20 protein-coding genes are annotated in these 23,543 nt (G+C 48.9%); 5 read left to right on the forward strand and 15 right to left on the reverse strand.

Going from position 1 to position 23,543, the window contains the following annotated elements; translation table 11 throughout:
- Window positions 1-170: 170 nt before the first annotated feature.
- Together LBF86_06180 and LBF86_06185 are read left to right on the forward strand one after the other, a co-directional pair.
- Window positions 171-1,127 (forward strand): SDR family oxidoreductase, encoded by a 957-nt coding sequence (locus tag LBF86_06180; GenBank protein ID MDR0665090.1) that lies wholly within the window; start codon window positions 171-173, stop codon window positions 1,125-1,127.
- Window positions 1,124-2,416: a UDP-glucose/GDP-mannose dehydrogenase family protein gene (locus tag LBF86_06185; GenBank protein MDR0665091.1), complete on the forward strand. Its 1,293-nt coding sequence runs from the start codon at window positions 1,124-1,126 to the stop codon at window positions 2,414-2,416. The genes LBF86_06180 and LBF86_06185 overlap by 4 nt, the downstream gene beginning before the upstream one ends.
- Before the next feature lie 255 nt (window positions 2,417-2,671).
- Here the strand turns inward: LBF86_06185 and efp are convergent, their stop codons facing one another.
- From efp to pheS, 8 genes are read right to left on the reverse strand one after another with little or no spacing between them, the layout of a single operon-like run.
- Window positions 2,672-3,235, reverse strand: a complete 564-nt coding sequence (efp, locus tag LBF86_06190; protein ID MDR0665092.1) for an elongation factor P — start codon at window positions 3,233-3,235, stop codon at window positions 2,672-2,674.
- 18 nt (window positions 3,236-3,253) lie between these two features.
- A complete protein-coding gene (gene serA / locus LBF86_06195) occupies window positions 3,254-4,837 on the reverse strand; it encodes a phosphoglycerate dehydrogenase (GenBank protein MDR0665093.1) in 1,584 nt (527 codons plus the stop codon).
- Between the two features lie 11 nt (window positions 4,838-4,848).
- Complete coding sequence (locus tag LBF86_06200; protein ID MDR0665094.1) at window positions 4,849-5,355, reverse strand: hypothetical protein; 507 nt, start codon at window positions 5,353-5,355, stop codon at window positions 4,849-4,851.
- A gap of 12 nt (window positions 5,356-5,367) precedes the next feature.
- Complete coding sequence (locus LBF86_06205; protein ID MDR0665095.1) at window positions 5,368-7,062, reverse strand: S1 RNA-binding domain-containing protein; 1,695 nt, start codon at window positions 7,060-7,062, stop codon at window positions 5,368-5,370.
- 58 nt (window positions 7,063-7,120) lie between these two features.
- Complete coding sequence (locus LBF86_06210; protein ID MDR0665096.1) at window positions 7,121-7,945, reverse strand: 4-hydroxy-3-methylbut-2-enyl diphosphate reductase; 825 nt, start codon at window positions 7,943-7,945, stop codon at window positions 7,121-7,123.
- Window positions 7,935-9,242, reverse strand: coding sequence for a 3-phosphoshikimate 1-carboxyvinyltransferase (gene aroA, locus LBF86_06215; GenBank protein MDR0665097.1), 1,308 nt, complete (start codon window positions 9,240-9,242; stop codon window positions 7,935-7,937). Before aroA ends, LBF86_06210 begins: the two co-directional genes overlap by 11 nt.
- On the reverse strand, window positions 9,239-11,575 hold the full coding sequence (pheT, locus tag LBF86_06220) for a phenylalanine--tRNA ligase subunit beta (GenBank protein MDR0665098.1): 2,337 nt from the start codon (window positions 11,573-11,575) through the stop codon (window positions 9,239-9,241). The genes aroA and pheT overlap by 4 nt, the downstream gene beginning before the upstream one ends.
- A complete protein-coding gene (gene pheS, locus LBF86_06225) occupies window positions 11,572-12,561 on the reverse strand; it encodes a phenylalanine--tRNA ligase subunit alpha (protein MDR0665099.1) in 990 nt (329 codons plus the stop codon). Before pheS ends, pheT begins: the two co-directional genes overlap by 4 nt.
- An 83-nt stretch (window positions 12,562-12,644) precedes the next feature.
- Between pheS and LBF86_06230 the strand changes: the two genes are divergently transcribed.
- Complete coding sequence (locus tag LBF86_06230; GenBank protein ID MDR0665100.1) at window positions 12,645-12,995, forward strand: histidine triad nucleotide-binding protein; 351 nt, start codon at window positions 12,645-12,647, stop codon at window positions 12,993-12,995.
- A 449-nt stretch (window positions 12,996-13,444) separates the two neighbouring features.
- Here the strand turns inward: LBF86_06230 and LBF86_06235 are convergent, their stop codons facing one another.
- From LBF86_06235 to LBF86_06260, 6 genes are all read right to left on the reverse strand, one after another.
- Window positions 13,445-14,431, reverse strand: coding sequence for a DUF3644 domain-containing protein (locus LBF86_06235; GenBank protein ID MDR0665101.1), 987 nt, complete (start codon window positions 14,429-14,431; stop codon window positions 13,445-13,447).
- Window positions 14,432-14,529: 98 nt separating this feature from the next.
- Window positions 14,530-16,227, reverse strand: coding sequence for an ATP-binding protein (locus LBF86_06240; GenBank protein MDR0665102.1), 1,698 nt, complete (start codon window positions 16,225-16,227; stop codon window positions 14,530-14,532).
- 1 nt (window position 16,228) lies between these two features.
- Window positions 16,229-17,185, reverse strand: coding sequence for an SIR2 family protein (locus LBF86_06245; protein ID MDR0665103.1), 957 nt, complete (start codon window positions 17,183-17,185; stop codon window positions 16,229-16,231).
- A gap of 497 nt (window positions 17,186-17,682) precedes the next feature.
- Window positions 17,683-19,569 carry a molecular chaperone DnaK gene (gene dnaK / locus LBF86_06250; GenBank protein ID MDR0665104.1) on the reverse strand — a complete coding sequence of 629 codons (1,887 nt, stop codon included), beginning with the start codon at window positions 19,567-19,569 and terminating at the stop codon, window positions 17,683-17,685.
- 3 nt (window positions 19,570-19,572) lie between these two features.
- Entirely contained in the window at window positions 19,573-20,121 is a 549-nt protein-coding gene (grpE, locus tag LBF86_06255; GenBank protein ID MDR0665105.1) for a nucleotide exchange factor GrpE, read from the reverse strand.
- The gene (locus LBF86_06260) at window positions 20,118-20,897 is read right to left on the reverse strand and encodes a hypothetical protein (protein ID MDR0665106.1); all 780 of its coding nucleotides are present in this window, start codon (window positions 20,895-20,897) and stop codon (window positions 20,118-20,120) included. Before LBF86_06260 ends, grpE begins: the two co-directional genes overlap by 4 nt.
- A 424-nt stretch (window positions 20,898-21,321) precedes the next feature.
- Between LBF86_06260 and rplM the strand changes: the two genes are divergently transcribed.
- Window positions 21,322-21,744, forward strand: coding sequence for a 50S ribosomal protein L13 (gene rplM / locus LBF86_06265; GenBank protein ID MDR0665107.1), 423 nt, complete (start codon window positions 21,322-21,324; stop codon window positions 21,742-21,744).
- Window positions 21,745-21,746: 2 nt separating this feature from the next.
- Window positions 21,747-22,166, forward strand: a complete 420-nt coding sequence (gene rpsI, locus LBF86_06270) for a 30S ribosomal protein S9 (protein MDR0665108.1) — start codon at window positions 21,747-21,749, stop codon at window positions 22,164-22,166.
- A gap of 853 nt (window positions 22,167-23,019) precedes the next feature.
- Here rpsI and LBF86_06275 read toward each other — a convergent pair.
- On the reverse strand, window positions 23,020-23,543 hold a 524-nt coding region (locus LBF86_06275), incomplete at its 5' end, for a hypothetical protein (GenBank protein ID MDR0665109.1).

Here is a 23,543-nt window from a genome sequence, read left to right on the forward strand (position 1 = left end):
GCGTGAAAGCGTGAAAGCGTGAAATCGTGAAAGCGTGAAAGCGTGAAAGCGTGAAAGCGTGAAAGCGTGAAAGCGTGAAAGCGTGAAAGCGTGAAAGCGTGAAAGCGTGAAAGCGTGAAAGCGTGAAAGCGTGAGATTAAAACGATTTTACTATATGAGTGCGACGGTATATAATGAATATTTTAGTAACGGGCGGAACTGGGTTTCTTGGCTCGTTTGTGTGCGATCGGCTCTCCAACGAAAATCACCGCGTCGTCTGTTTAGACAATAACTACACGGGCTCTCTCGATAACGTAAAGGCGCTGTTGGGGCGCGAAAACTTCCGTTTTATCGAGCATGATATTGTCGATCCGCTTCCGAACGATCTGCCGCGCTTCGATCAAATATATAACCTCGCCTGCCCCGCTTCTCCCGTAGCCTACCAAGGCAAAGCGGCGATCAAAACGACAAAAACCAGCGTGATCGGCGCGATCAATATGCTTGATCTCGCCAAAAAAGACGGGGCGACCATTCTGCAAGCCTCCACCAGCGAGATTTACGGCGAACCGCTTGAACACCCTCAAAAAGAGAGTTATCGCGGCAACGTTAATCCGATCGGCGTTCGCGCCTGCTACGACGAGGGCAAACGGTGCGCCGAAAGCCTGTTTTTCGACTACTACCGCGAAGAGGGCGTTGATATAAAGGTCGTTCGCATATTCAACACCTACGGACCAAGAATGAACCCGCGCGACGGGCGCGTGGTGAGCAACTTTATCGTTCAGGCGCTCAAAAACGAGGATATAACGGCGTATGGCGACGGCAAGCAAACGCGATCGTTTTGCTATGTAGAGGATCTAATAGAGGTTATGATCCGCATGATGAACTCGCCCAAAGGATTTACGGGACCCGCTAATATAGGTAGTCCCGACGAGTTTACTGTTTTGGAACTAGCGCAACAGGTGATCGCCAAAACCAAAAGCGGATCAAAGATCGTCTTTAGACCGTTGCCACGCGACGATCCGACGCAACGCAAACCCGATATTTCGCTAGCCAAAGAAAAGTTGGCGTGGGAACCGCAAATCGCGTTAGACGAGGGGCTTGATAAAACAATCGCCCACTTTAAGCAAAAATTGGGATACGGCTTATGAACGTTTGCGTTATAGGGACGGGTTACGTTGGCTTGCCCACAGGCGTAGGTTTTGCGGAACTTGGGAACAAAGTCGTCTGCGTAGATAAGATAGAGGAGAAGATCGCCGCGTTGCAAGCGGGCAAAATCACGCTGTTTGAAGAGGGGTTAGAGGAGCTTTTTCATAAAAACGCTTTAAGCGGCGCCATAAAATTCACGACCGAAATAAACGAAGCGGTTTCAAACGCGGATATTATTATTATCGCCGTAGGCACGCCGCCGCATCCAATCACCAAAGAGGCGGATATGCAATATATCCACGCGGTTGCGGCTGAGGTAGCCGAATGCCTATCGGGATACACCGTTATCGCGATCAAATCCACCGTCCCCGTCGGCGCTGGCGACGACGTTGAAAAAATTATCCGCGAAACAAATCCAAACGCTAATTTCGATCTGATCGCTATGCCTGAGTTTTTGCGCGAAGGTTTCGCCGTTTATGATTTTTTCAACCCCGATCGCGTCGTAATCGGCGCGAACAACGGACGCGCCAAGACGATAATCGAGGCGCTCTACGACTCTTACAAGCAAAAACCAAACATCCTTTATACCTCGCGGCGAAGCGCGGAGCTGATCAAATACGCCAGCAACGCGTTTTTAGCCGTCAAAATTCACTACATCAATGAAATTGCTAATCTGTGCGAAAAGGTCGGCGCTAACGTGTATGAGGTGGCTAAAGGCATGGGGTTAGATAGCCGCATTGGATCAAAGTTCCTAAATCCTGGTCCGGGCTACGGCGGCAGTTGCTTTCCGAAGGATACGTCCGCTTTGGCGTATATCGCTAAAAAAACGGAAGTTGATCTCTCGATCGTAGAGGCGGCTATCAAAGGCAACGACGAGCGAAAAATTGAGATGGCAAATCGAATAATCAACGCGCTAAAAGGGATTGAAAATCCTATAATCGCTGTATTAGGGCTGGCTTTCAAAGGCGGGACGGACGACGTGCGCGAAAGCCCCGCGATAGAAATTGTGAGCGAATTGTTAAAAAAAGAGTTTAAGATCAAAGCCTACGATCCCGAAGCCTCAATCGGCGCAAAAGCGCTTTTAGGCGATCGAATCGAATACGCCTCAAGCGCTTACGACGCGGCTAAAGACGCCGACGCGCTGGTCGTATTGACGGAATGGGAAGAGTTTAAGTCCATCAGCCTTAAAGAGCTAGAAATGCGGACGAAAATAATCGTCGATCTACGCAAAACGTTTGATAAACAGATTGCAAAAGCCGACGGCTTTATATATATAGGTATCGGTAAATAAAATCGGCAAATTCCGCTTAAAGCCGGTCAATGGTAAAAGCGTTTGTGATTGAAAGCGACTCGATAAGCGTCGATGCCAATAAAGATTTAGACAAAGTCAGAGCGCTAATCGCAAACAATCATAATCGTTAAGGCGCCAATATTGCCGTTCAAAGGCGGCTACTAATAGCAAAGGCGGATTATAACCGCGCTTTAAGCGAATAGAGAAAGCGCTATGGCAAACGTTAATGCCCTATTAGCGCTAACGTCGGGGTTTTTATTTTATTTTTTCTATATATTCGCCGCCGGAGGTATCGACTTTGATCGTTTCGCCCTCCAATACGTGATAGGGAACCTGAACAATCACGCCGGTTTCGAGTTTAGCGGGTTTTTTGCTTCCCGCGCTGGTATCGCCCTTAAAGTTAGGCGGCGTTTCGATTACCCTTAAAACGATTGTCGGCGGCGGTTCTACGCCGATGGGTTTGCCGTTGTGAAACTGCACGGTTACCTCCGTGTTTTCGACCAGCCAATGCGCCGTTTCGCCTACCTGATCGGCGCTAAAAGCGTATTGCTCGTAGCTGCTCGTATCCATAAACTGAAAATGCTCGCCGTCCTTATACAGATATTGCATCGTGGCTTCCGTCAGATCGGGCTTTTCCGCTTTGTCGCCGGCGTGAAAAGTGTTTTCAATCACGCGCCCGTCGAGGAGCGATTTGATCTTTGTGCGCACAAACGCCGGTCCTTTGCCCGGTTTTACGTGCTGATACTCCACAATCTTATACGGAATGCCGTCAAGCTCTATTTTAAGACCCTTTTTCAAATCGCCCATAGAATACGTCATTTACGCTCCTTAATTTGTTTATAGTTCCGCATACGCGACCGAGATCGCTTCTGGCAACGCCTCAAGCGCGTCTAGCACGGAGCGCGGCGCTTCGCTATCGACGATAATTAACGCCATCGCTTTGCCGTGTTTGTCGCGTCCAAGTCGAAAATCGGCGATATTGATCTTCGCGTCGCCAAGCAGAGCGCCGACTTTGCCGATCACGCCCGGCACGTCGCTGTTTTTGAACAAGATCATCTTGCCTTTGGGCGCCACGTCCATATCAAAGCCGTTAATATCCACGATACGCGGGCTTTCGCTACCAAACAATACGCCCGATATATACACGCTCTCGTTGTCGTCGCTTACGCGAACGGTTACAAGGTTTTTGTAGGGCGATTCGCCCTCGTCTTTTCGCGTCGAGACATCTAGGTCGCGCTCCTTGGCGACAAAGGGCGCGTTGACGTAATTGACCTTTTCGGCGATCGCCTTGTTAAGCGCGCCGACCGTGGCGAAAACGCCGAAAGAATCCAAGAAATTTGCCGCTTCGCCGCTCGCGCTAACGCTGATAGAACGAATAGAACTCTTTAGCGTCTGCGCCGCTAAAAACGCCATTCGCTGCGTAAGCTCGCAATAGCCGCTCGCCCACGCGGGCATAGCCCCCTCTTTGATCGGCAGATTTAGCGCGTTGGGATAGCTCACGCCGCGCAACGCCTCCAGCGCGTTTTCGGCGGACTCGACGGCGATGTTGATCTGGCTTTCAAGCGTATTCGCGCCAAGATGGGGCGTAACGGACACGTTGGGCAGATCCAAAAGCGGATTGTCCGTAGCGGGCTCTTTGGAAAAGACGTCGAGTCCCGCGAAGCGCGCCTTGCCCGATTTAAGCGCCGCGGCGAGATCGCTCTCGTTGTATAGCCCGCCGCGCGCGACGTTGATCAATATTACGCCGTCTTTCATCTTGGCGATCTCTTTTGCCGTAATGATATTTGTGGTCTCTTTGTTTTTCGGGGTGTGGATCGTGATAAAGTCGCACGCGAGAATATCGTCAAAATTGGCGGTATAGGTCATACCAAGCGAAGTTACTTTGTTTGGCTGAATATATGGATCAAACGCGACAATCTCCATTCCAAAGGATTGGGCGCGAACGGCGACTTTCGAGCCGATATTGCCAAAGCCGATCACGCCTAGCTTTTTGCCCATAAGCTCCGTGCCGTACCAATTTTCGCGCTTCCACACGCGCTTTTCTTTCAGCTCGTTGTGCGCGCATACAAAAGCGCGCGCGGAACAGACAAGATGACACATCGTCATCTCTACGGCGGCGATCGTGTTCGCCGTCGGCACGTTCATAACGATAACGCCGCGTTTGGAGCATTCGTCTATATCCACGTTATCTACGCCAACGCCCGCGCGGATAACGTATTTTAGCTTCTTCGCCGCGTCGAGAAATCTCGCGTCCACCGGCGTGGAACTGCGCGTAATCGCCAACTCCGCGTCGATAAGGCGCGCAAACAGCGCCTCTTTAGGCGTATCGTAAGCTACGTCTAGCTCTATATCTTTCGCCTCTTTTAGTATCCGAATGCCTCTATCATGAATATGATCGCAAACAATAACTTTCTGTTTCATCGGTAACCTTTTTAGTATGGTTTCGGCGTTTCTAACGTAATTAGCGTCGCGCTTAGATCGTAAGTCGCCAGCTCTTTAATCAACCCGTCCGCCGCCATCGGGTCTTTGTTCGCTAAGCGTATATCGTAAAAATCGCCCTCGTCGACGACGTGCGCGATCTGGCGCGTTTTCAGAAAAGCGCTTAAACACCGCTTTTGAAAACGATCTAGATTGTCAAAGCGCAAAACTAGCCAGCTATCCGTTCTAAACTCCGGACTCACAAGATCCCAGCTAATCGCGCTCTCCTCGGCGCTTAAAAGCGGCGTTTCGTTTGGTTTCGCCATCTTTTGCATCCATTCCGGAACCGCCGACTTGCTCTCTTCGGCTAACGCCTCCTCCTCTCGACGTAGCGCGCTGTTATCCACGATTATTTTATCGGGATTCCAGCCGCTTTCGACTCTCGTCGTTCGCCACGCGAATCCCGCGCCCAAAGCTATAAAGACCAACGCGAAAAAAGTAGCGACCCAAACGCCGCGCATTGCCAAACCGCCTTATTTCTTTAGCGTTCCCCTGATTGCGTCGCCCAAAGTGGTGCGTTGATTATCGCCGTTGAAACTTTTCAGCGCGTCGCGCTCTTTTTGCTTTTCCAAACGGCGCACGGATAGGCGAATGCGTCCCTTTTTTGGCTCCATAACCGCTATGCTCGCCTCGATCGGCTCGCCAATTTTGATCTCTTCAATTTTAAGCGGCGCGAGATCTTCGGCGCGGATCATCGCGTCCACGCCGTCCTCCAAACGGACAAAAACGCCAAACTCTTTAGCGTCGCGCACAACGCCTTGCACAATATCGCCAATTTGACGGTTTTTAGCGTAAATCTCGATCGGACTTTCGATCAGCGCCTTCTTGCTAAAACTCAGCCGTTCGTTCTCAACGTCGATTTTGATTAGCTCGACCTCCACCTCGTCGCCCTCCTTAAACAGCGACTTGGCGTTTTCGGCGCGGCTCCAGCCGCACTCCTCGTTGTGAAGCAGCCCCTCCACGCCTTCGACTTTCAAAAACGCGCCGAAATCTTTAATGGAAGAGACGACGCCCTTTAAGCGATCGCCGATTTTATGCCTTCTAACAAAATCCTCGTAAGGTTTTGGTTGCAGTTTCTTTAGCGAAACGCGCAAGCGCTGATTTTCTACGTCTAGCGCGATCACCTCTACCTCAATCTCCTGCCCAATCGACAAGATTTCGTTTGGGTGTTTCAAATCCTTATCCCAGCTCATCTCGCTAATATGCAAGAACCCTTCGGTGTCGTTGCCCAAATCCACAAACGCGCCGTATGCCTCCATATTCGCCACGGTTACTTTAATCGTGTCGCCGATCTCAAGTTGCTCGGCGATCTCCTGCCACGGGTTTGGCTGCGTCGCCTTGATTGAAAAGCTGACGCGGTTTTTTTCTTTGTCGTAGCCGACTATCTTTACTTGAACTTTGTCGCCCGCGCTGTAGTGCGCGGCGGGATTCACGGGACCTTTGTGGCTAATTTCGGTGTAATGCACCAACCCCTCTATGCCGTTTGACTCCACAAACATACCGTAATTTTGGATTCGTTTAACCGTAGCCTCTACGACGTCGCTCGCTTCGGTAAGTTTCTTGATCGCCTCTTTGCGCGCTTTGCGCTGCGAATTAAGATAAGATCGGCGCGAAAGCACAAGCGTTCCGCTCGCTTCGTCCATTTTTATTAGCCGCGCCGTTACGCTCTTGTTGATCGGCGATTTTGCGTCGGGACTGAACGCCGACAAAGAGATCGGCATAAAAAACTCTACCCCTTGCGATTCGACGATATAACCGCCTTTGTTCTTGCCGATAACTACGCCCTCGACGTCGATCGGGGCGGTTTGCTCTCCTTCGGCTTTTCGCGCCGCGATAAACTCGGCGATCTTTTGACGTTTTACGGCTTTCTTATGCGAAATACGCAGTTTTTCGCCGGGTCTGCCCGAAACCACGACTTGAATGGAGTCGCCTTCTTTGAAAAGCAAAACGCCGTCTTTATCCGTAATCTCGGTTAAATCTAACCGTCTTTCGGACTTGCCGCCTAAATTGATAAACGCCGCCTCGCTGGTAATCTTTTCGATTACGGCGGTCAATAGTTGCTCGCTCCTGCCGTCGCCGCGCCAAGCGTCGCTTTCGCTCAGCGAATTTTTAAAAAGCGCTTTTTCTTCTTCGCTGATGTCGATATTTTCTAACGCTTCGTTTCCCATTAAAACCCTTATCTTTGCCTTACCAAAACGATGATTTTAGTCTAATCCCGCTAAAAGCTCAAAACGCCTCTATCTTTTTAGTAGCTTCCTCTATAATCCAATCGGGGGTGGAGGCGCCGGCGCTTACGCCGCACAGACGCTTCCCCTTAAACCATTCGCCCCTCAATTCGTCGCCGTCCTCGATCAGATAGGAGTCGGCGCAGTATTTTAGCGCGATCGCGTGAAGTTGCTTAGTGTTGGAGCTATTTTTGCCGCCGATAACGATCATTATATCCGCCTCGCTCGCGAGCGTTCGCGTCGCCTCTTGGTTATCGTAAGTGGCGTTGCAGATCGTGTTGAACACGCGCGCCTCTTTCACCTTCGCGATCAACGCGGCGGCGACTTCGCTAAACGCCGCGATCGATTTGGTAGTCTGACTGATTAGCGCGACGCGATCGCTAAGCGCCGTGCGATCTAGCTCTTCGACGCTCGCCACGACCGCCGCGTTTTGATCGGCGTAGCTCAAAACCGCCTTAACTTCGGGGTGCTTACTATCGCCAAATATAATCGCCTGATACCCCTCTTGGCTCATAGCTTCGGCTATCTTTTGCGGCTTTGTTACATACGGGCAGGTAGCGTCGATAATGTCGGCGGCGATCTTGGGCAACCTCTCTTTCGCGGTTTTTTCAATCCCGTGCGTGCGAATAATAGCCCGATCGCCGTCGTTTAGCTCGTCTATGCTTTGCGCGGAACGAATGCCGAAATTTTTATCGAGCCTATCTATCTCCCTGCTGTTGTGGATAAGCTCGCCTATCACAACCGAGTTTGGATTGCTCTCGGCGAGTTTGATCGCCCGTTTTACGCCGAAGCAAAAGCCGCAACTGCTCGCGAGTTTAATCCGCAACCGTTTGCTCCTCGATCGACCCGCCAAGCGATCTGAAAATATCAGCGAAGTTTGGAAAACTCGTCGCCACGCACTCGCAATCGTCAACGATTATCGGCGACGACGCGCCTAACGCGGCGATCGCGAAGCTCATGGCGATCCTGTGATCGCCAAAACTATCCACTCGCGCGCCGTTAATCGTCTTTTGCCCGATAATCTCGAAGCCGTCGGCTAACTCCCTCGCCTGAACGCCGCATTTGTTCAGATTGCTTACGACGCTTTTAATCCGATCGCTCTCCTTGACCCGCAGTTCCGCCGCGCCGCTCAAACGGCTTGCGCCCTTTGCGAACGCAAACGCGATCGCGAGCGCTGGCGCCTCGTCGATCAACCACGCGATATTTTGGCTAACCTCTAGCGCGTTTAATTCGCCGTAGCGGACGCGAATATCGCCGATCGGTTCGTAGTCGTTCTCTTTTTCGATAAACTCCACCCTCGCGCCCATCTTTTGGAGGACTTTATACGCTTCGATCCGCGTCGGATTAAGCGTAACGCCCTCTAGGAGCAGATCGCTCTTTGGCGTTATCGCCGCGGCGACGGCGAAAAAGAAACCGCTCGAGGGATCGGCTGGAACGCGAATGTTAAGCGGCTTCAAAGGCGCGATCTTTTTGCCGACGGCGATTTTTGCCCCGTCAAAGCAAATATCCGCGCCCATCGCCCTAAGCATTCGCTCCGTGTGGTCTCTGCTTAGGCTAGGCTCGCTAAATACGCCGCCGTTTGCGTTCAGTCCCGCTAAAATCATCGCGCTTTTTACCTGCGCGGAACTAACGGGGCTTGCGTAATCAAACGACGCCAAATCGGGATTGCCGCGAATGGCAAGCGGCGCGAAACTCCCCTCTTTTCGCCCGTCGATCGACGCGCCGACCGCCCTTAGCGGCTGAACGACGCGCTTCATCGGGCGGCTGTTGAGATACTTATCGCCGCTTAAAACGAAAAAGCCCTTTTGCGCGCACAACAAACCGATAAAAATGCGCATAGCGGTGCCGGCGTTGCCGCAGTCCAAATAGTCGCTAGGCTCCGCAATCGCGTCTGGCGGCTCGATCTTCACGCCGTTTGCGTTATACGTAACCTTCGCTCCTAGACGCTCGATAATGGCGAGCGATCTAAGCGTGTCTTCGGCGCGTAGAAAGTTAGCCGCTTCCGAGACGCGATCGCTAAGAAGCGAAAACATCGCCGCGCGGTGCGAGATCGATTTATCGCCCGCGAGCGTATCGACCGCGCCCTCCAATCTCCCCGTAGCGGCGGCGATCAAACGCTTCATCGCAAAACCGCGCCGAAATCGGCTTGTAGTTTCTCTAACGCGCGATCGGTAATTTTTGCTATCTCCTCTTCGGATAACGTCTTATCAAAAGGCTGCAAAATAAGCCGCAAGGTTAAACTATGTTTATCGCCCAGACTCGCGTCCTCGTAGAGATCGATCGCTAAAACCCTCTTTAACTGCCCTATTCCGATCGATTCGATCGCATTTTTAACCAAGCCAAAGCCGACGGATTTGTCTATCACCACGCTCAGATCGCGTTCGATTGACTGTAGTTTGCTAAACGGTTTCGCGTAGCGTTCGCGATCGGCGATTTTTCCTAAGTCGATTCTAGCGACAAAAGTAGCGCCCTCAAGATCGTATAGCTTGGCGATATGCGGCGCGAGTTTGCCGATTTCGCCTATCGCTTCGCCGTTTGCGATTATTTGCGCCGACTGCCCTTTTTGCAGATAGGCGATTTTGGACGGCAAAAGCGAGAAGCCGATCGTCGCGGCGGCGATTAGCCGCGCGAAGCTATACAGATCGATCTCCTCCGTCTTGCCGCGGTTAGCGATACTTGGCGGCTCTTTTTCGCCGCTAAAAACAAAGGCGATCTCGCGCGATTGGACGCGATTTTCGTCGTAAATATCGCCGATTTCAAAAAGTCTTGCGCTCGCTCTGCCTTTGGCGCGGTTTTTCGCGGCGGCTTCCAGCAAATTGATCAGCAGCGTCGGACGAAGCGCGTTTAAGTTAGAGGCGATTGGATTGGCGATATTCAAACTCTCGGCAATCGGATTGAAACCAAACGCGCTCGCCGCGCTCTGATCGCAGAATAAAAAGTGTAACGACTCGCTAAAGCCGTTCGCGGCGGCGCGATTTGCCGCGTCGCGCTCGAAGCGAAAGCGCTTCCAGCCTTCGGAAACGACGCGCTTAGTTTGCGTTAAAAGCGCTTTTGGCTTGATTTGATCCACGCCTACAAGACGAACGATCTCTTCGGCTAGATCGGCGTAGTTCGACAGATCGTGTCGCCAAACGGGGGGAATCACCAAGAAGCTCTGCCGATTACCGTTTGATTGCGCTTTGGCGCCAAGCCGTTTTAGGATTTCGACGATTTCGTTCTTGTCTATAACGCGCCCGATCAACGCGCTTATCTCGTCCGCGTTGACGGCAATCGCTCGCGCTTTAACGTTAGGCTCGTAGCAAAGCGATTCAGAGTAAAAACGGCTTTTTGAAAAGCGCGCGATCAGCTCGGCAAAAAAGCGCGCGCCGAAAGCTAAGTTAGGATTACCGCCTTTAGAAACTCTGTTGAACAGCGCGTCGCCTTTCAATTTGCGTTCAAAAGCGACTTTAGCGATCTCCTCGCTCGGCGCAAAAAACGCCTCCAAAACGATAACGGGGCTATCGTCGTTCGCGGCGAATTTAGGATTGGCGTCGATCCCTATCCTCTCTAACGTCTCTTTGCTTTTTTCCTCGATAAGCAGGTTTATTCCGTCTTTTTTCACAATGCGTAATTTCGCCGCCGCCTCGCCGCCTCCGACGGCTTTAAAATCGTAGGCGCGAAACAAAACGCCCGTAGTCAAAGAAGCGTAAGCGATCAAAGCGTCGATCGCCGTATCTACCGACGTTTCCGACCACGCGAGGCGCAAACGCGCGATCAGCGGCGTTTGTAAGCCGCGATTTTCAATTACGCGGATTAACGCGCTCGCCGTCGCTTCCGGATCGCTGGTAAGATGCAAAATACGCCCGATCCCGTTTGGATTTGACGCCGCGCGCGTATTGCGTTCGCCGTTAATCGGAACGTTCAGCGCGGCGGAAAGCTCTCGCGCCAAACCAAAAACGCTAAGGCAATCGCCGCGATTGGGCGTTAGCTCGACCTCGAAAATCGTATCGGACAGAGCCGCGTAATCGCTTAGCTTAGCGCCGGCGGTTAGCTCGCCAATCGAGTTATCGAGCGGCAAAATACCGTCGTTTAGATCGCCTAAACCAAGCTCCTTTGCCGAGCAGATCATGCCGTAGCTTTTTACGCCTCTTAGATCAACCTCGTTGATTGTCGCGCCGTTTGGCAGCCTCGCGCCGATTAGGGCGACGGGGACAAACATTCCCGCCTCTACGTTCTTGGCTCCGCACGCGATCGTAAGCGTTTGCCCGCCCGCGTCAACCTCGCAAACGCTTAATTTGTCCGCGTCGGGGTGTTTCTTACGGCTTACGATCTTGCCTACTACCGCCCTCTCGTCAAAGGTTATCTTTCTTGCGCTCGCAACTTCGTGTCCGATTCGCACAAAGGTTTGCGCAATCGTTTCGTCGCTTACGTCATCAAGCGGTAAAAACTCGCTTAGCCACGCTCTAGTTACAATCATATAAACCGCTCCAACAGATCGAGATCGCCCTCGTAAAGCGATCTTAGATCGCCTACGCGGTATTTCAACGTGGCGAGCCGCTCAACGCCCATACCAAAGGCGTAGCCGCTTACGTTCTTATAGCCGACCGCCTCAAAAACGTTAGGATCGACCATACCGCAACCTAGCACCTCCAGCCAGCCGGTGTTTTTGCACATTCGGCAGCCCTTGCCCCCGCAAAATATACAACCTACGTCAACCTCCGCGCTCGGCTCCGTGAAAGGGAAGAAGCTAGGGCGAAAGCGCACGGGAAAATCGCCGAAAAAGCTATTGAGAAAATCCTCTAATATATGCTTAAGATTGGCGAAGCTGATCGCGCCTTTCTCATCGACGGCAAGCCCCTCGACTTGATGAAACATCGGCGTATGCGTTAGATCGTAGTCGCGGCGGAATACCGCGCCCGGCGCAATCATCTTGATAGGCGGTTTCTCGCCTAGCATCGTATGGATTTGCACGTTAGAGGTGTGCGTGCGAAGCACCATGCCGTCGTTCATATAGAAGGTATCCTGCATTTCGCGCGCGGGATGGTGCTTTGGCAGATTAAGCGCCTCGAAATTATGAAACTCGTCGTCGATCAAAGGACCGTTCTTAAGCTCGAAGTTCATTCCCAGAAAGTATTCGACAATCTCCTCCATAGCGCGGTTTATGGGGTGAAGCGCCCCGCTACGATCGGAAAAGTCAAAGAGCGTAACGTCAATCGCCTCTTTGGAGGTTTTTAATTCAAGCTCCGCGTTCTCCAGAGCGGCTTTGCGCTCCGCGATCGCGTTTGCGAGCTCCTCTTTTTGGCGGTTAAGATCGGCGGCGATCTTGACTCTTTGCTCTTGCGCTGCGTTTTTGAGGGCGGCGAAACCTTCGCTAATCGCGCTTTTTCTACCCAGAAGCTCTACCCGCAATTTTTCAAGCGCGTCGATCGTCGGGGCTGATTTTATCCGTTCTACGTGGTTCAATCGTAAGCCTTAGATGATTTTTAAACCGCAATTGTAATGAATACGCTGTTAATATACCGATTAAACTGCATTAAGGAGATAGCATGACCGTTTTCACCAAAATTATCAACCGCGAAATATCGGCAAATCGCGTCTATGAGGACGATAATACGCTCGCGTTTCACGATATAGACCCGCAAGCGCCCGTTCATATTCTCGTGATTCCAAAAAAAGAGGTGAAAGATCTTCAATCGTGCGATAACGAAACGATCGGACATCTTCTTAACGCCGCGCAAGCCGTCGCCAAAAAGCTAAAGTTAGACGAAAGCGGCTATCGCGTGGTGATCAACAACGGACGCGACGCGGGGCAAGAGGTCGCGCATCTCCACTTGCATATTCTAGGCGGCGCTAAGCTAGGGCATATTCACCATCAGGACAGAACGAGAAAAGAGTAGCGCTTGCCGCGCGCTTGTCAAAATCGTATCCAAAGCGATATAAACAAGCGCGATCAAAACGGCAAGCCGACCGCCGCCGACCTTTCAGTCCGCGTCCCGTTATTCCCGCGATGAAGCGCGAAAACGACGGGACAAGCGTATGCCGTCATACTCGTGAAACGGGTATCCATCGACTTCTCTCCGTCATACCCGCGCGGAGCGATAGAAGCGCTTGCGCTTCGTAATCGAAGGCGGGCATCCATCTCTCTGTCATACCCGTGAAAACGGGTATCTATCTTGTTTGATGTTCGTTGTCATGGATTCCCGCTTTCCTTCGCGTCTTGCGCTCCCATCGGAGGGGGCGCTTTGCGGAAATGACGAGAACACAGGTTTTAATCAAGCGCGGAAACGCCGGACATTCCAGTCGGCCAGTGAAAACGGGTATCCAAATTAGTTTCGATACATGATATTTAGCTATTCTTTTGATTTTTGCTTGTAGTGTTTATCAAATTCACATAAAATATTCGTGCTAAAGAAAGGTTTTTTCGAACTTTTTTGTTGTTAGGATCAAGATAACGTATTGTTCCAAACTTGCTATTACCTTGAAGTCTCTTTCTAATTTCGTGATACTTCTTATCTATCTTAAAGTCTGAATATCGTTCTTTGCATTTTTGCGTGAGTGTTTCATAAGTCAATGGATATTTTTCTTTAATTTCTTCTTCGGTTAAACGAACTTTTAAAGCATCAAGATCATTTGTTGTACGAACGCTAACCGCGTCTTTTATTTTAGACTTTGTAAAATTTATTTCCACATTGACTCTTATAGAGTAAAACGTATCTGGATTTGATTCATTGTCTAAATCATTGAGAAACTTAATAAGCGCCGATTCTTTCGCATTAAGCGTAATAGCTTCAACTTGCTCTGGAAAATTAAGAAACCCTAATGGCAATAAATGCAATCCAAGCTCCAACGATTCATGCTTAAACCATTCATATAAAGCTGAAACAAAGTTTTTTACACAAGCGGCGCCATATTCGTATAAACAGATATTGAGCTTCTGCGAACGAGTATAAAAATGAACAGATGCGTCGCGAATTTCAACCAATCCTTGTAGATTCTTAAAAACAGAAGAATTCAATTTCTTTTGTTCGTGAAGTTGTTTTGCCAACCAATCAATAGTGTGAGTAAACGGTATTTTGATTTTGTTTTTTTTGATATATTCTTTTTTGCTCTGCCTATCATTTTTATTTTTGTGCGATTCGCGAACATAAAGACTTTGGAGTTTGTTTTTATGCTCGTAGACCCACTTTGCTTTCAATAAAAGTTCCCAACTGTTGATAGCTAAGATAACAAAAGTTTCTATACGGTAAGGAAATCTAGGCTTGTTGCAGATTTCTATTGCTCCTAACATTGCAGACACGGCATGATCAAGAAGTTCTTTTGAGTGTGATTTCATGACTTCACTTCCCTACTTATCAGACTGGGTAAAAGCATGTGGTAGAAAGCGATGTTTTCATAACTTATTTCTGTGTATAGCATATATTGGTTATTCCTTTATTTCTGTTGCTTCCGCAAGGATTCTACTGCTTCATGAATACCATTTTCCGACTTTGCCTTCGCCCACTCATCCCAGATGTCAACCGTAGCGCTGTTAGGTTTGATGGTTGGTTCATCAATTTTTACACGACTTGGAAGAAGCGCAGCATCACCAATGATTAAACTTTCTCCGATGTCTAATATGGGCAACATTTCGGCGAAATCTCCAAGATTATCTGGAAACAATCTTTTAACAACATTTTGATCATCCGGGTTTGTCAAACGCATGGCAATAAAGTTTCCACATTGACTTAAAACTGTTTTATTAACATCTGCTGGCCTCTGGCTAATAACAAGCAGAGAAACACCATATTTCCGTCCTTCTTTTGCAATTCGTTCGAAAGCAACAAGGGCTCTCTCATCAATGCTACTTTTGGCGTTAGTCGAGATATATAAATGCGCTTCATCACAAAACAAGGCAACAGGGTGACGTTTATCATCAGGCATCCACTGTTGTATTGACAAAACAAGCCGTCCAATGAGTCCTGCAATAAGAGGTAAAATGTCAGACGGAACTTCGGAAAAGTCGATTATTTTTAACCCTCTTTTTTCTTTCCCAAAATCAAGGAGTTTAGAAACGAGAGTTTCTAACCAATTAAAGTCAAGCAAAGATTTGTCAGAATTAAAAATGAAATTCAACCGCTTATCAGATTGTTTACTTTGCAATCTTTGAATGAAACGAGTCAATTTACCGTACAAAGGCCCCTGTTTTTCAGTTCCGGGTCTGGATCCCGGAATCATTTCTTCATCTTTTTCTTTAAGGCTTGAAAGAACATCATCAATTTTATATGGAATCGGACTATCAATTGTGAAATTAGCAAGTATATCCTGTTTCTTTTCGTCTGTAAGCGTTTCTTTTTTTTTCTCAATAATTAAATCAAACAAAGCTCTGGCTTGATTTGGTGCGTTTTGATCGCTGCGATCAAGCAGCATTGCTTCTATTTCTTCATAAGATAATAGCCAATAAGGAAGAAATATTACATTGTCCTTGTGCGTATCGGAATGTCCGGCTATTTTTAGTAATTGTGTATTTTCAAGTTCAGCGAGAGGTTTATACTCGCCGTGTAAATCAAAAACAATGCTGTCGACAGATGACAGTTTTGATGCTTTTTCTAGTATATTGGCAATAGTCCACGATTTTCCTGATCCGGTTCCTCCAACGATGACAGCGTGCCGTTGAAAAAATTTGTTCCCATCCAAATTTGCATCCGACTCCTCAGAAATTGTAAATTTTCCAATCTTTAGAGGGTTTTTCGCATTATGAGACACACTATTCATAAAAGCAGACAGTTCCTTTTTGTCCAACAAAAAGCAGTCGGCGTCAATGCTTGGCACAGTATTCAGCGTTCGTTTGAAAACATTTTCCCTAGTTCCAACCTTATCCAAAAGTGTTCCAATTAAATTTACTCGCATAATGTTTTCCACAACAGTTTCAGGTTCTGTACCTTGATCTATTTTTTCAGATATAGCCCTCCGCATAATCTTGGAAATCATTCCAATTATTTTCTCACCCGTTTTTGTAGAACGGATTCTAACGATCTGATTTACTTGAACGCTGTTTAGCATATCCTCTCTATCAACCTTGATAGAAACGCTGCCGGTATCAACGCTTTGTACTTTCCCGATTGCCACGGGTTCTTTTTCGCTTGTGCACATATTAGATTACCTCCATAAAATGTTTAAGTTGCCAATAGTCCCCGTCTATGACGAACTCATGTGGTGATTCATTATTTTTAATGGTTACCCTTGTTTTGTCAACCATTGCTTCTTCAATAAGAATATATTGTCTACCATCTTTCAATTCCTCCTTGCAGAAATCGCTCACTTTTTTTGTTATCAGCGCTAAAGGTACTCCCTCTCTTACTTTTTCTTTGATCTTTGGAGTCAAGTGTTTATCGTTAAAGCCAAAGCCAACCACAAGAAAACTCTTTGCTTTGTTTATTATACCATCTGAAATTTGAATTAAATCACGAAAAGGGATATTATAGGCTTCCTCATATTTATCTTTTCCTGGTATAATAAATACTGGTGTATCACCAGCATTACTTCGATTTAGGAATCGAACAGTACCGTCGATTGTAAACCAATTCAAAGAACCGTGAACTTTTATAATATTCACAATTTTTTTACTAGAAAAAGCAGTTGCATCAAACTTGGAAAATATCTTTCCGGTAAATCCATCGGTAAAATGAATGTCATGCCAAGCGAATAGATATTCAAGAGTACAATCATAATTTGTAGTAATAATATTGACTACTTGTGGATGCGCTTCTCTAAATTTTTCTATCATTTTAATAATAAATTCGAATTTATTATACTCACCATTTTTAATTTCTTGTTGAACACCTAAATCTTTTTTGCCAATTTCTTCCCAAATTATTCTCCTAATTTTCTTTTTTCGTTCTATATCTGATATTTTTCCAAGCTCGACTTCCAAGTTCCCTTTTGGAAATTCGGGAAATTCTTTTATTATTGCATCTGTTAAGTCATTCATAGTTGGCAATCCAAAAGGTACGGTTGCTCCTGAACCCCAAATAATCACTGGCGGGTCTTTGAGAAACTTTTGAATATTTCCAAATATTTCGTCTTTTGCCTCATTGTTAACATCTATCATAATTTCACCTCCAAATTCCCACAATATCAAACAAAGTAAAAGCGTGCCTCACAAGAAAGGTAGTCGGCGCGTTTTCATAACCGTCGTCAGTTCAAGTTGCATATATAATTTTATCATAAATATTTAACAATAGTTATCCGTTGCGTTCAATATCATCAACAAACGATTTCCATTTTGTTGGTTTTAGCGGCAGGATATCGCTTAGTCTTAATAGACTTAGATACGCAAATCTATTGGCGTAACTACACGACTATTTGACGAATAATGGCGCCTAAAATTTTGGCGCCTGTAATTATCGGCTATAAAAGTCAAATGAAGTAAGGTAGAGGGTGGGGGGCTAGCGCAAGCGTTCAAAAGCGTGGGGCTAAAACGAGTAATATTAAATTCGCCTCATATTTAGCCGTTAATTAAACTATGCTAAAGCATTGTAGCTATCGCTTCGTGCGAAAGCCGCGATCGCCTCGACGTTTTGCGACGGCGAGGGGATCGCGCTTAAACTATTCGACTTCGGCGTCGATCACGTCGTCTTGTTTGGGTTTGCCGTTCTGATCGCCGCTTGCGCCGCCTTGCTCGCCCGATTGCTTTTTATACATCGCTTCGGCGAGTTTATGGCTTACCTCCGTAAGCGCTTTGATCTTATCGTCGATCTCCTGTTTGCTCGCGCTCTCTTTGGCGATAACGTCTTTGAGATTGGCGATCGCCGTTTCGATTTTGCCCTTTTCCTCCGCGCTTACCGCGTCGGCGTTCTCTCTCAACGTCTTTTCAGTCTGATAGATTAGCGAGTCGGCTTGATTTCGCGCCTCGACAATCTCTTTGCGTTTCTTGTCCGCTTCGCGGTTCGCGTCGGCTTCCTTCACCATTCGGTTAATCTCGTCCTCGCTTAAACCCGAAGAGCCTGTGATGGTAATCTTGTTCTCTTTTCCCGTGCCTTTATCTTTGGCGCTGACGTTTAGAATGCCGTTCGCGTCGATGTCAAAAGTAACTTCGATCTGCGGCGCTCCGCGCGGCGCGGCGGGAATGCCTGAAAGCTCGAACATGCCCAGCGATTTGTTATCGCGGCTAAAATCGCGTTCGCCCTGCAACACGTGTATGCTGACGGCGGGTTGATTGTCGTCGGCGGTACTGAACGTCTGCGATTTTTTGACGGGAATCGTGGTTCCTTTTTCGATCAGCTTTGTCATCACGCCGCCTAGCGTTTCTATGCCGAGCGAAAGCGGCGTTACGTCTAAAAGCAGCACGTCTTTTACGTCGCCGCGCAACACGCCGCCTTGTATCGCCGCGCCCGCCGCTACGACCTCGTCGGGATTAACGCCTTTGTGAAGCTCTTTGCCAAAAAAGTTTTTAACCACGTCCTGCGCTTTGGGAATGCGCGTCGATCCGCCCACCATAACGACCTCGTTGATCGCCCCTTTGTCTATGCCCGCGTCTTTCAGCGCGTTTTTAATATGCGTTAGCGTTTCGGCGATCTGATCGTCGATCATCGCCTCGAACTTGGCGCGGGTGAGCTTGACCACAAGGTGCTTTGGACCTGTCGCGTCGGCCGTGATAAACGGCAGGTTGATCTCGGTTTCCGTAGCGCTGGATAGCTCTTTTTTCGCGTTTTCGGCGGCGTCTTTGAGCCGTTGAAGCGCCATTTTGTCGTTTTTCAGCTCTACGCCGTTCTCTTTTTTGAACTCTTCGGCAAGCCAATCGATAATGCGGTTGTCAAAATCGTCGCCGCCCAAAAAGGCGTTTCCGTCGGTGGATAGCACCTCGAAAACGCCGTCGCCCACGTCAAGCGCCGTTACGTCGAACGTGCCGCCGCCCAAGTCATACACCAAAATCTTTTCGGCTTTTTGCTTGTCAAGCCCATAGGCAAGCGACGCGGCGGTCGGCTCGTTGATGATTCTAAGCACGTTTAGCCCCGCGATCACGCCCGCCTCTTTGGTAGCTTTGCGCTGCGCGTCGTTGAAATACGCTGGGACGGTGATCACCGCGTCGGTAATTGTTTCGCCCAGAAAATCCTCCGCGTCTTTTTTGAGCTTCATTAGCACTTTCGCCGATATTTCCTGCGGCGTGTAGATTTTGCCGTCCACGTCGATCGCGCACGCGCCGCCCTTATCGACGATGTTGTAGCTTACTTTAGCCTGCGCGCTTTTGGCGTTTTGCTCGTTCATCATCAAACCCATGATTCGCTTGATCGAATAGATGGTCTTTTTGGGATTGGTGATCGCTTGGCGCTTGGCGCTATCGCCAACCAAAACCTCGCCTTTATCGGTGAAAGCCACTATGCTCGGCGTGGTGTTTTTGCCCTCTTTGTTCGGGATAATTTTCACCTCGCCCGCCTCAAAAACCCCCATGCACGAATTGGTCGTGCCTAAGTCGATGCCTAATACCTTGCTCATTGTTTAACTCCTTTTATTTACTGAAACTAAAGACGGACGCAACAATCTTTCCTTGTAACGCCAGCCTTGCTGAAGAACCTGCGCGATCGCGTTTTCCTCCAACGCCTCGTCGTTTGCCTGCATAATCGCCTCGTGCAACGCGGGATCAAAGCCCTCTTCGTGCGTTACGGGCAAAACGCCGTGCTTTTCAAACGCCTTGATCAGCGCCGTCTTGATCAGATTGACCCCCTCTTTTAGCTGCTCAAAATGATCGTTTTGATCGATTTTTAGCGCCAAATCCAGCGCGTCGATCACGGGTAAAAGGTCTTTGGCAAACCTTTCGCTGGCGTAATCGATCGCCTGATACTTCTCCTTTTCCAAACGCTTTTTTATGTTTTCAAACTCCGCGTAGGCTCTTAAATAGCGATCCTGCGCCTCGTTATATTTGGCTTCAAAATCCTCTTCACTCGGTTCGCTTATCTCCTCGGCGATCGCTTCCGATTCGACGCTTTTGTCGTCGATTGTCTCCTCCGCGTTTTGATCTAACTCTTGTTTATCCCGCTCTTCGTTCACTGATCCTCCTTTTTTATATGATTGATAAAACCTAAAAAATCTCTGTTCATCACCCCAAACGCGACAAGTAGCGCGGGTTTTTCGCCTTTTGTTACCTTGTGGGCGACAATCATGGATGGCGAGTCAAACAGCAGTTGCGCGCTCATCTGCGAAGCGATCGCGCCGTCGTATAGGCGCTCAAAATCCACGTAAAAATTATGGGCGTATTCGATAAGCGCGTCGGCGTTGTAGCGTTTTACGCGACCGCGCTCGATCTCTCTTAGGGCGTTATAGAGCGCGTCGATTCTATTGCTTTTGGCAATCTCGATCAGATCGGTTATATCGTAGCCGCAAAACTCGTTCAAAAGCCGCTCGATTGCCGCGTTCGCGCCCAGCGCCGCCTCGCCAAACTCAAAAGCGGCTAATATGCGTCCAAGCCTGCTTTTTGTAACCTCCAGCAAACGGTTTGGCTCGCGCATGGCAAGCAGCGCGTAAAGTCCGTATGCGCGCGCGGCGCTCTCGATCGCCTCTTCGTCGATCGCGCGCGCGGCGTTGGGATCGATCGCCGAAATCCAGTAGCTTTGTAGCGCTAGATCGGTTGGAATCCGTCCCCCGCTACTGTGCAATTGCGTCAAAAAGCCCTCGTCCACCAGCCTCCTAAAGTAGTTGCGGATCGTAGCGGCGCTCACCGACGCGCTAAGCGCCTCTTTTAGCTGCATAGAACCGATTGGCTGCGGGTTTTGAACGTAGCTATAGACGACGGCGTTTAGTATCTCTTGGCGCGTTTTAGTCCGCATACAATCTCCTTTCATACGCTCAATTTAGCGCTCGCAATAAAAATGTGCTAATTTAATTATACATCTTTAGTCTAGTATTGTCAAGGTTTCATCTCGCGCGCTCTTTAAAAACGTTCGGTATAACTCGCGACAAGGATTACGGCGCTACGATATATAGGTTGCGAGCGATCTAGCGCTAAGCGTCCCAAATTATTATCGCTAAAAGCCGATTGTCGCGCGTCTAGTTTAGTCGCTTATTTTATTTTAAGGAGGAGCAGGGAGATTTGATTGTCTGCAAACGATCGCCGACAAGATTTAAATAATGATTGGTAAGCGTCCGCGTCGCCGACGATACGGGGCTACGATAGTTTAAACGCCGCTTAAAAACAGCGTAGTTTAAGGTTGGTTTGCTACAATCGCGCCCTTAATTCGCAAAGGAAAAACCATGAGCAAGCTGACAAAGAGCCTAAACGCCGCGACGCTTCGGCGCGATTGGCTTCTGATCGACGCGAAGGACAAACCATTCGGTCGTCTGATTGGCGAGATCGCCGTTAAACTACGCGGCAAACACAAACCCAGCTTTACCCCGCATGTCGATTGCGGCGATTTCATCGTCGTTATCAACGCCTCGCAAGCGCGTTTTAGCCGCGAGGGCAAGCTCGACAAGGAGTATTACAGACACACCGGTTGGACGGGACACGTAAAAAGCGAAAAGACCTCCGAACTGCTGGCAAAAAACCCCGAAAAGCTATTCAAGTTAGCGACGCGCGGTATGTTGCCAAAAAACAGTTTAGGACGAGAACAGCTTAAAAAGCTGAAAGTATATGCCGGAAGCGAACATCCGCACACCGCGCAAATTAAAGGTTAATAATGGCTACGAAAAAAGCGCAAAAGAAAGTCGAAAAAATCTACGCGACGGGCAAGCGAAAAACCGCGATCGCCAAAGTCTGGCTTACCGCCGGTTCGGGCAAGCTCTCGATCAACGGCGTAAGCCTAGATACGTGGCTTGGAGGGCATGAAGCGATCAAAATGCGCGTGTTGCAACCGCTTCGTCTGACGAAGCAAGAAAACGCCGTCGATATTACGGCTAACGCGCTTGGCGGCGGCTACTCCGCGCAAGCCGACGCGCTAAGGCACGGAATTAGCAAAGCGCTAACGCTATTCGACAAGGCGAGCTTTCGCCCCATTTTAAAACCGTGCGGACTGCTTACTCGCGACGCGCGCGTGGTAGAACGCAAAAAATACGGCAAACACAAAGCGCGCCGAAGCCCGCAATTTTCTAAACGCTAAGCGGCAAAAAACGCGGCTGGCGCGGATCGCGTTTAAGAGGCGCGAAAACCGACGAAGGGTTACTAAAGTCGCGCCGCCATTCGCCGTTTTTTACGAGGCGATACTTTTATTTGAGTTTGCCTCGCGCGATAGCTTGTTCGCGTAGATTTTCAGCCTCGCGAGGCGATATTTGACTTTATGTTGCAACCGCTTCGCCTGACGAAGCAAGAAAACGCCGTCGATATTACGGCTAACGCGCTTGCGGCGGTTCGACGCCAAAAAACGGGAGTTCAACGCGACGATAAAAAAGATCGGCTAGGGCGATCTAAGCGCCTACCACCATATAAACAGCGACTACGGATACGACGCTTCTTTTGGTTGCGAGGGTTCTTACAAAAAGAAACTTGGCGCGATCTTTCGCGATCGCCGTCTAAATAACTAGCTTTATCGCAAAAAGTGGCGTTTTACGCGCGCTAAAGCCGCTTTCTTTACGCCGTCCGGCGTTCTTCGTAACTCTAAACCGATCGCGTCTCGCCCTCCGTCATTTCCGCGCGGAGCGAGCGCGAGCGCTTCGTAATCAAAGGCAGGTATCTATCTCTCTTTGTCATACCCGCGCGGAGCGATAGAAGCCCTTGCGCTTCGTAATCGCGAAGCAAAACGGGTATCCATCTTTTTATGATTGTTATCATGGATTCCCGCTTTCGCGGGAATGACGAGAGGTTTGCGTTTGTTTTTATTGGATTCCCGCCTTCCTCCGCGATTACGGGCGGTAAACCGCCCTATCGCTCCGCGCTGGAATGACGAGAATGTGGATTTTCGCGTTTCCCACACACTCTCTTGCGCGCGCGCGCTTCGCGGGAATGACGGGGCGGCGTTATTTTAATTTTACGATCCAGTAGTCATTATAGTTAGTAGAGCCATGATGATCCGTTACATTGCCGTCGGTAGAGTAACTAGAACCCGCGATAATATAGCCGCCGTCGCTTGTTTGTTGAATGGAATTAGCGTAGTCATAGTCGCTACCGCCAAGCGATTTTTGCCACTCAATAGCGCCGTTTGCGTTTAGTTTTACGATCCAGCAGTCGGTATTGTCGGTAGAGCCATGATGACCGGTTACATTGCCGTCAGTAGAGTAGCTATAGCCCGCGATAATATAACCGTTGTCTTTTGTCTGTTGAATGGAAGTAGCCCAGTCAGAGTTACTACCGCCAAGCGATTTTTGCCATACGATAGCGCCGTTTGCGTTTAGTTTTACGATCCAGAAGTCATAATTGCCATAGTTTTCCGTTACATCGCCGTCGTTAGAGTAGCTATAACCCGCGACAGTATAACCGTTGTCTTTTGTCTGTTGAATGGAAGTAGCGTAGTCATAGTCGCTACCGCCAAGCGATTTTTCCC

The sequence above is a fragment of the Helicobacteraceae bacterium genome, assembly GCA_031258155.1.
Taxonomy (GTDB): domain Bacteria; phylum Campylobacterota; class Campylobacteria; order Campylobacterales; family SZUA-545; genus JAIRNH01.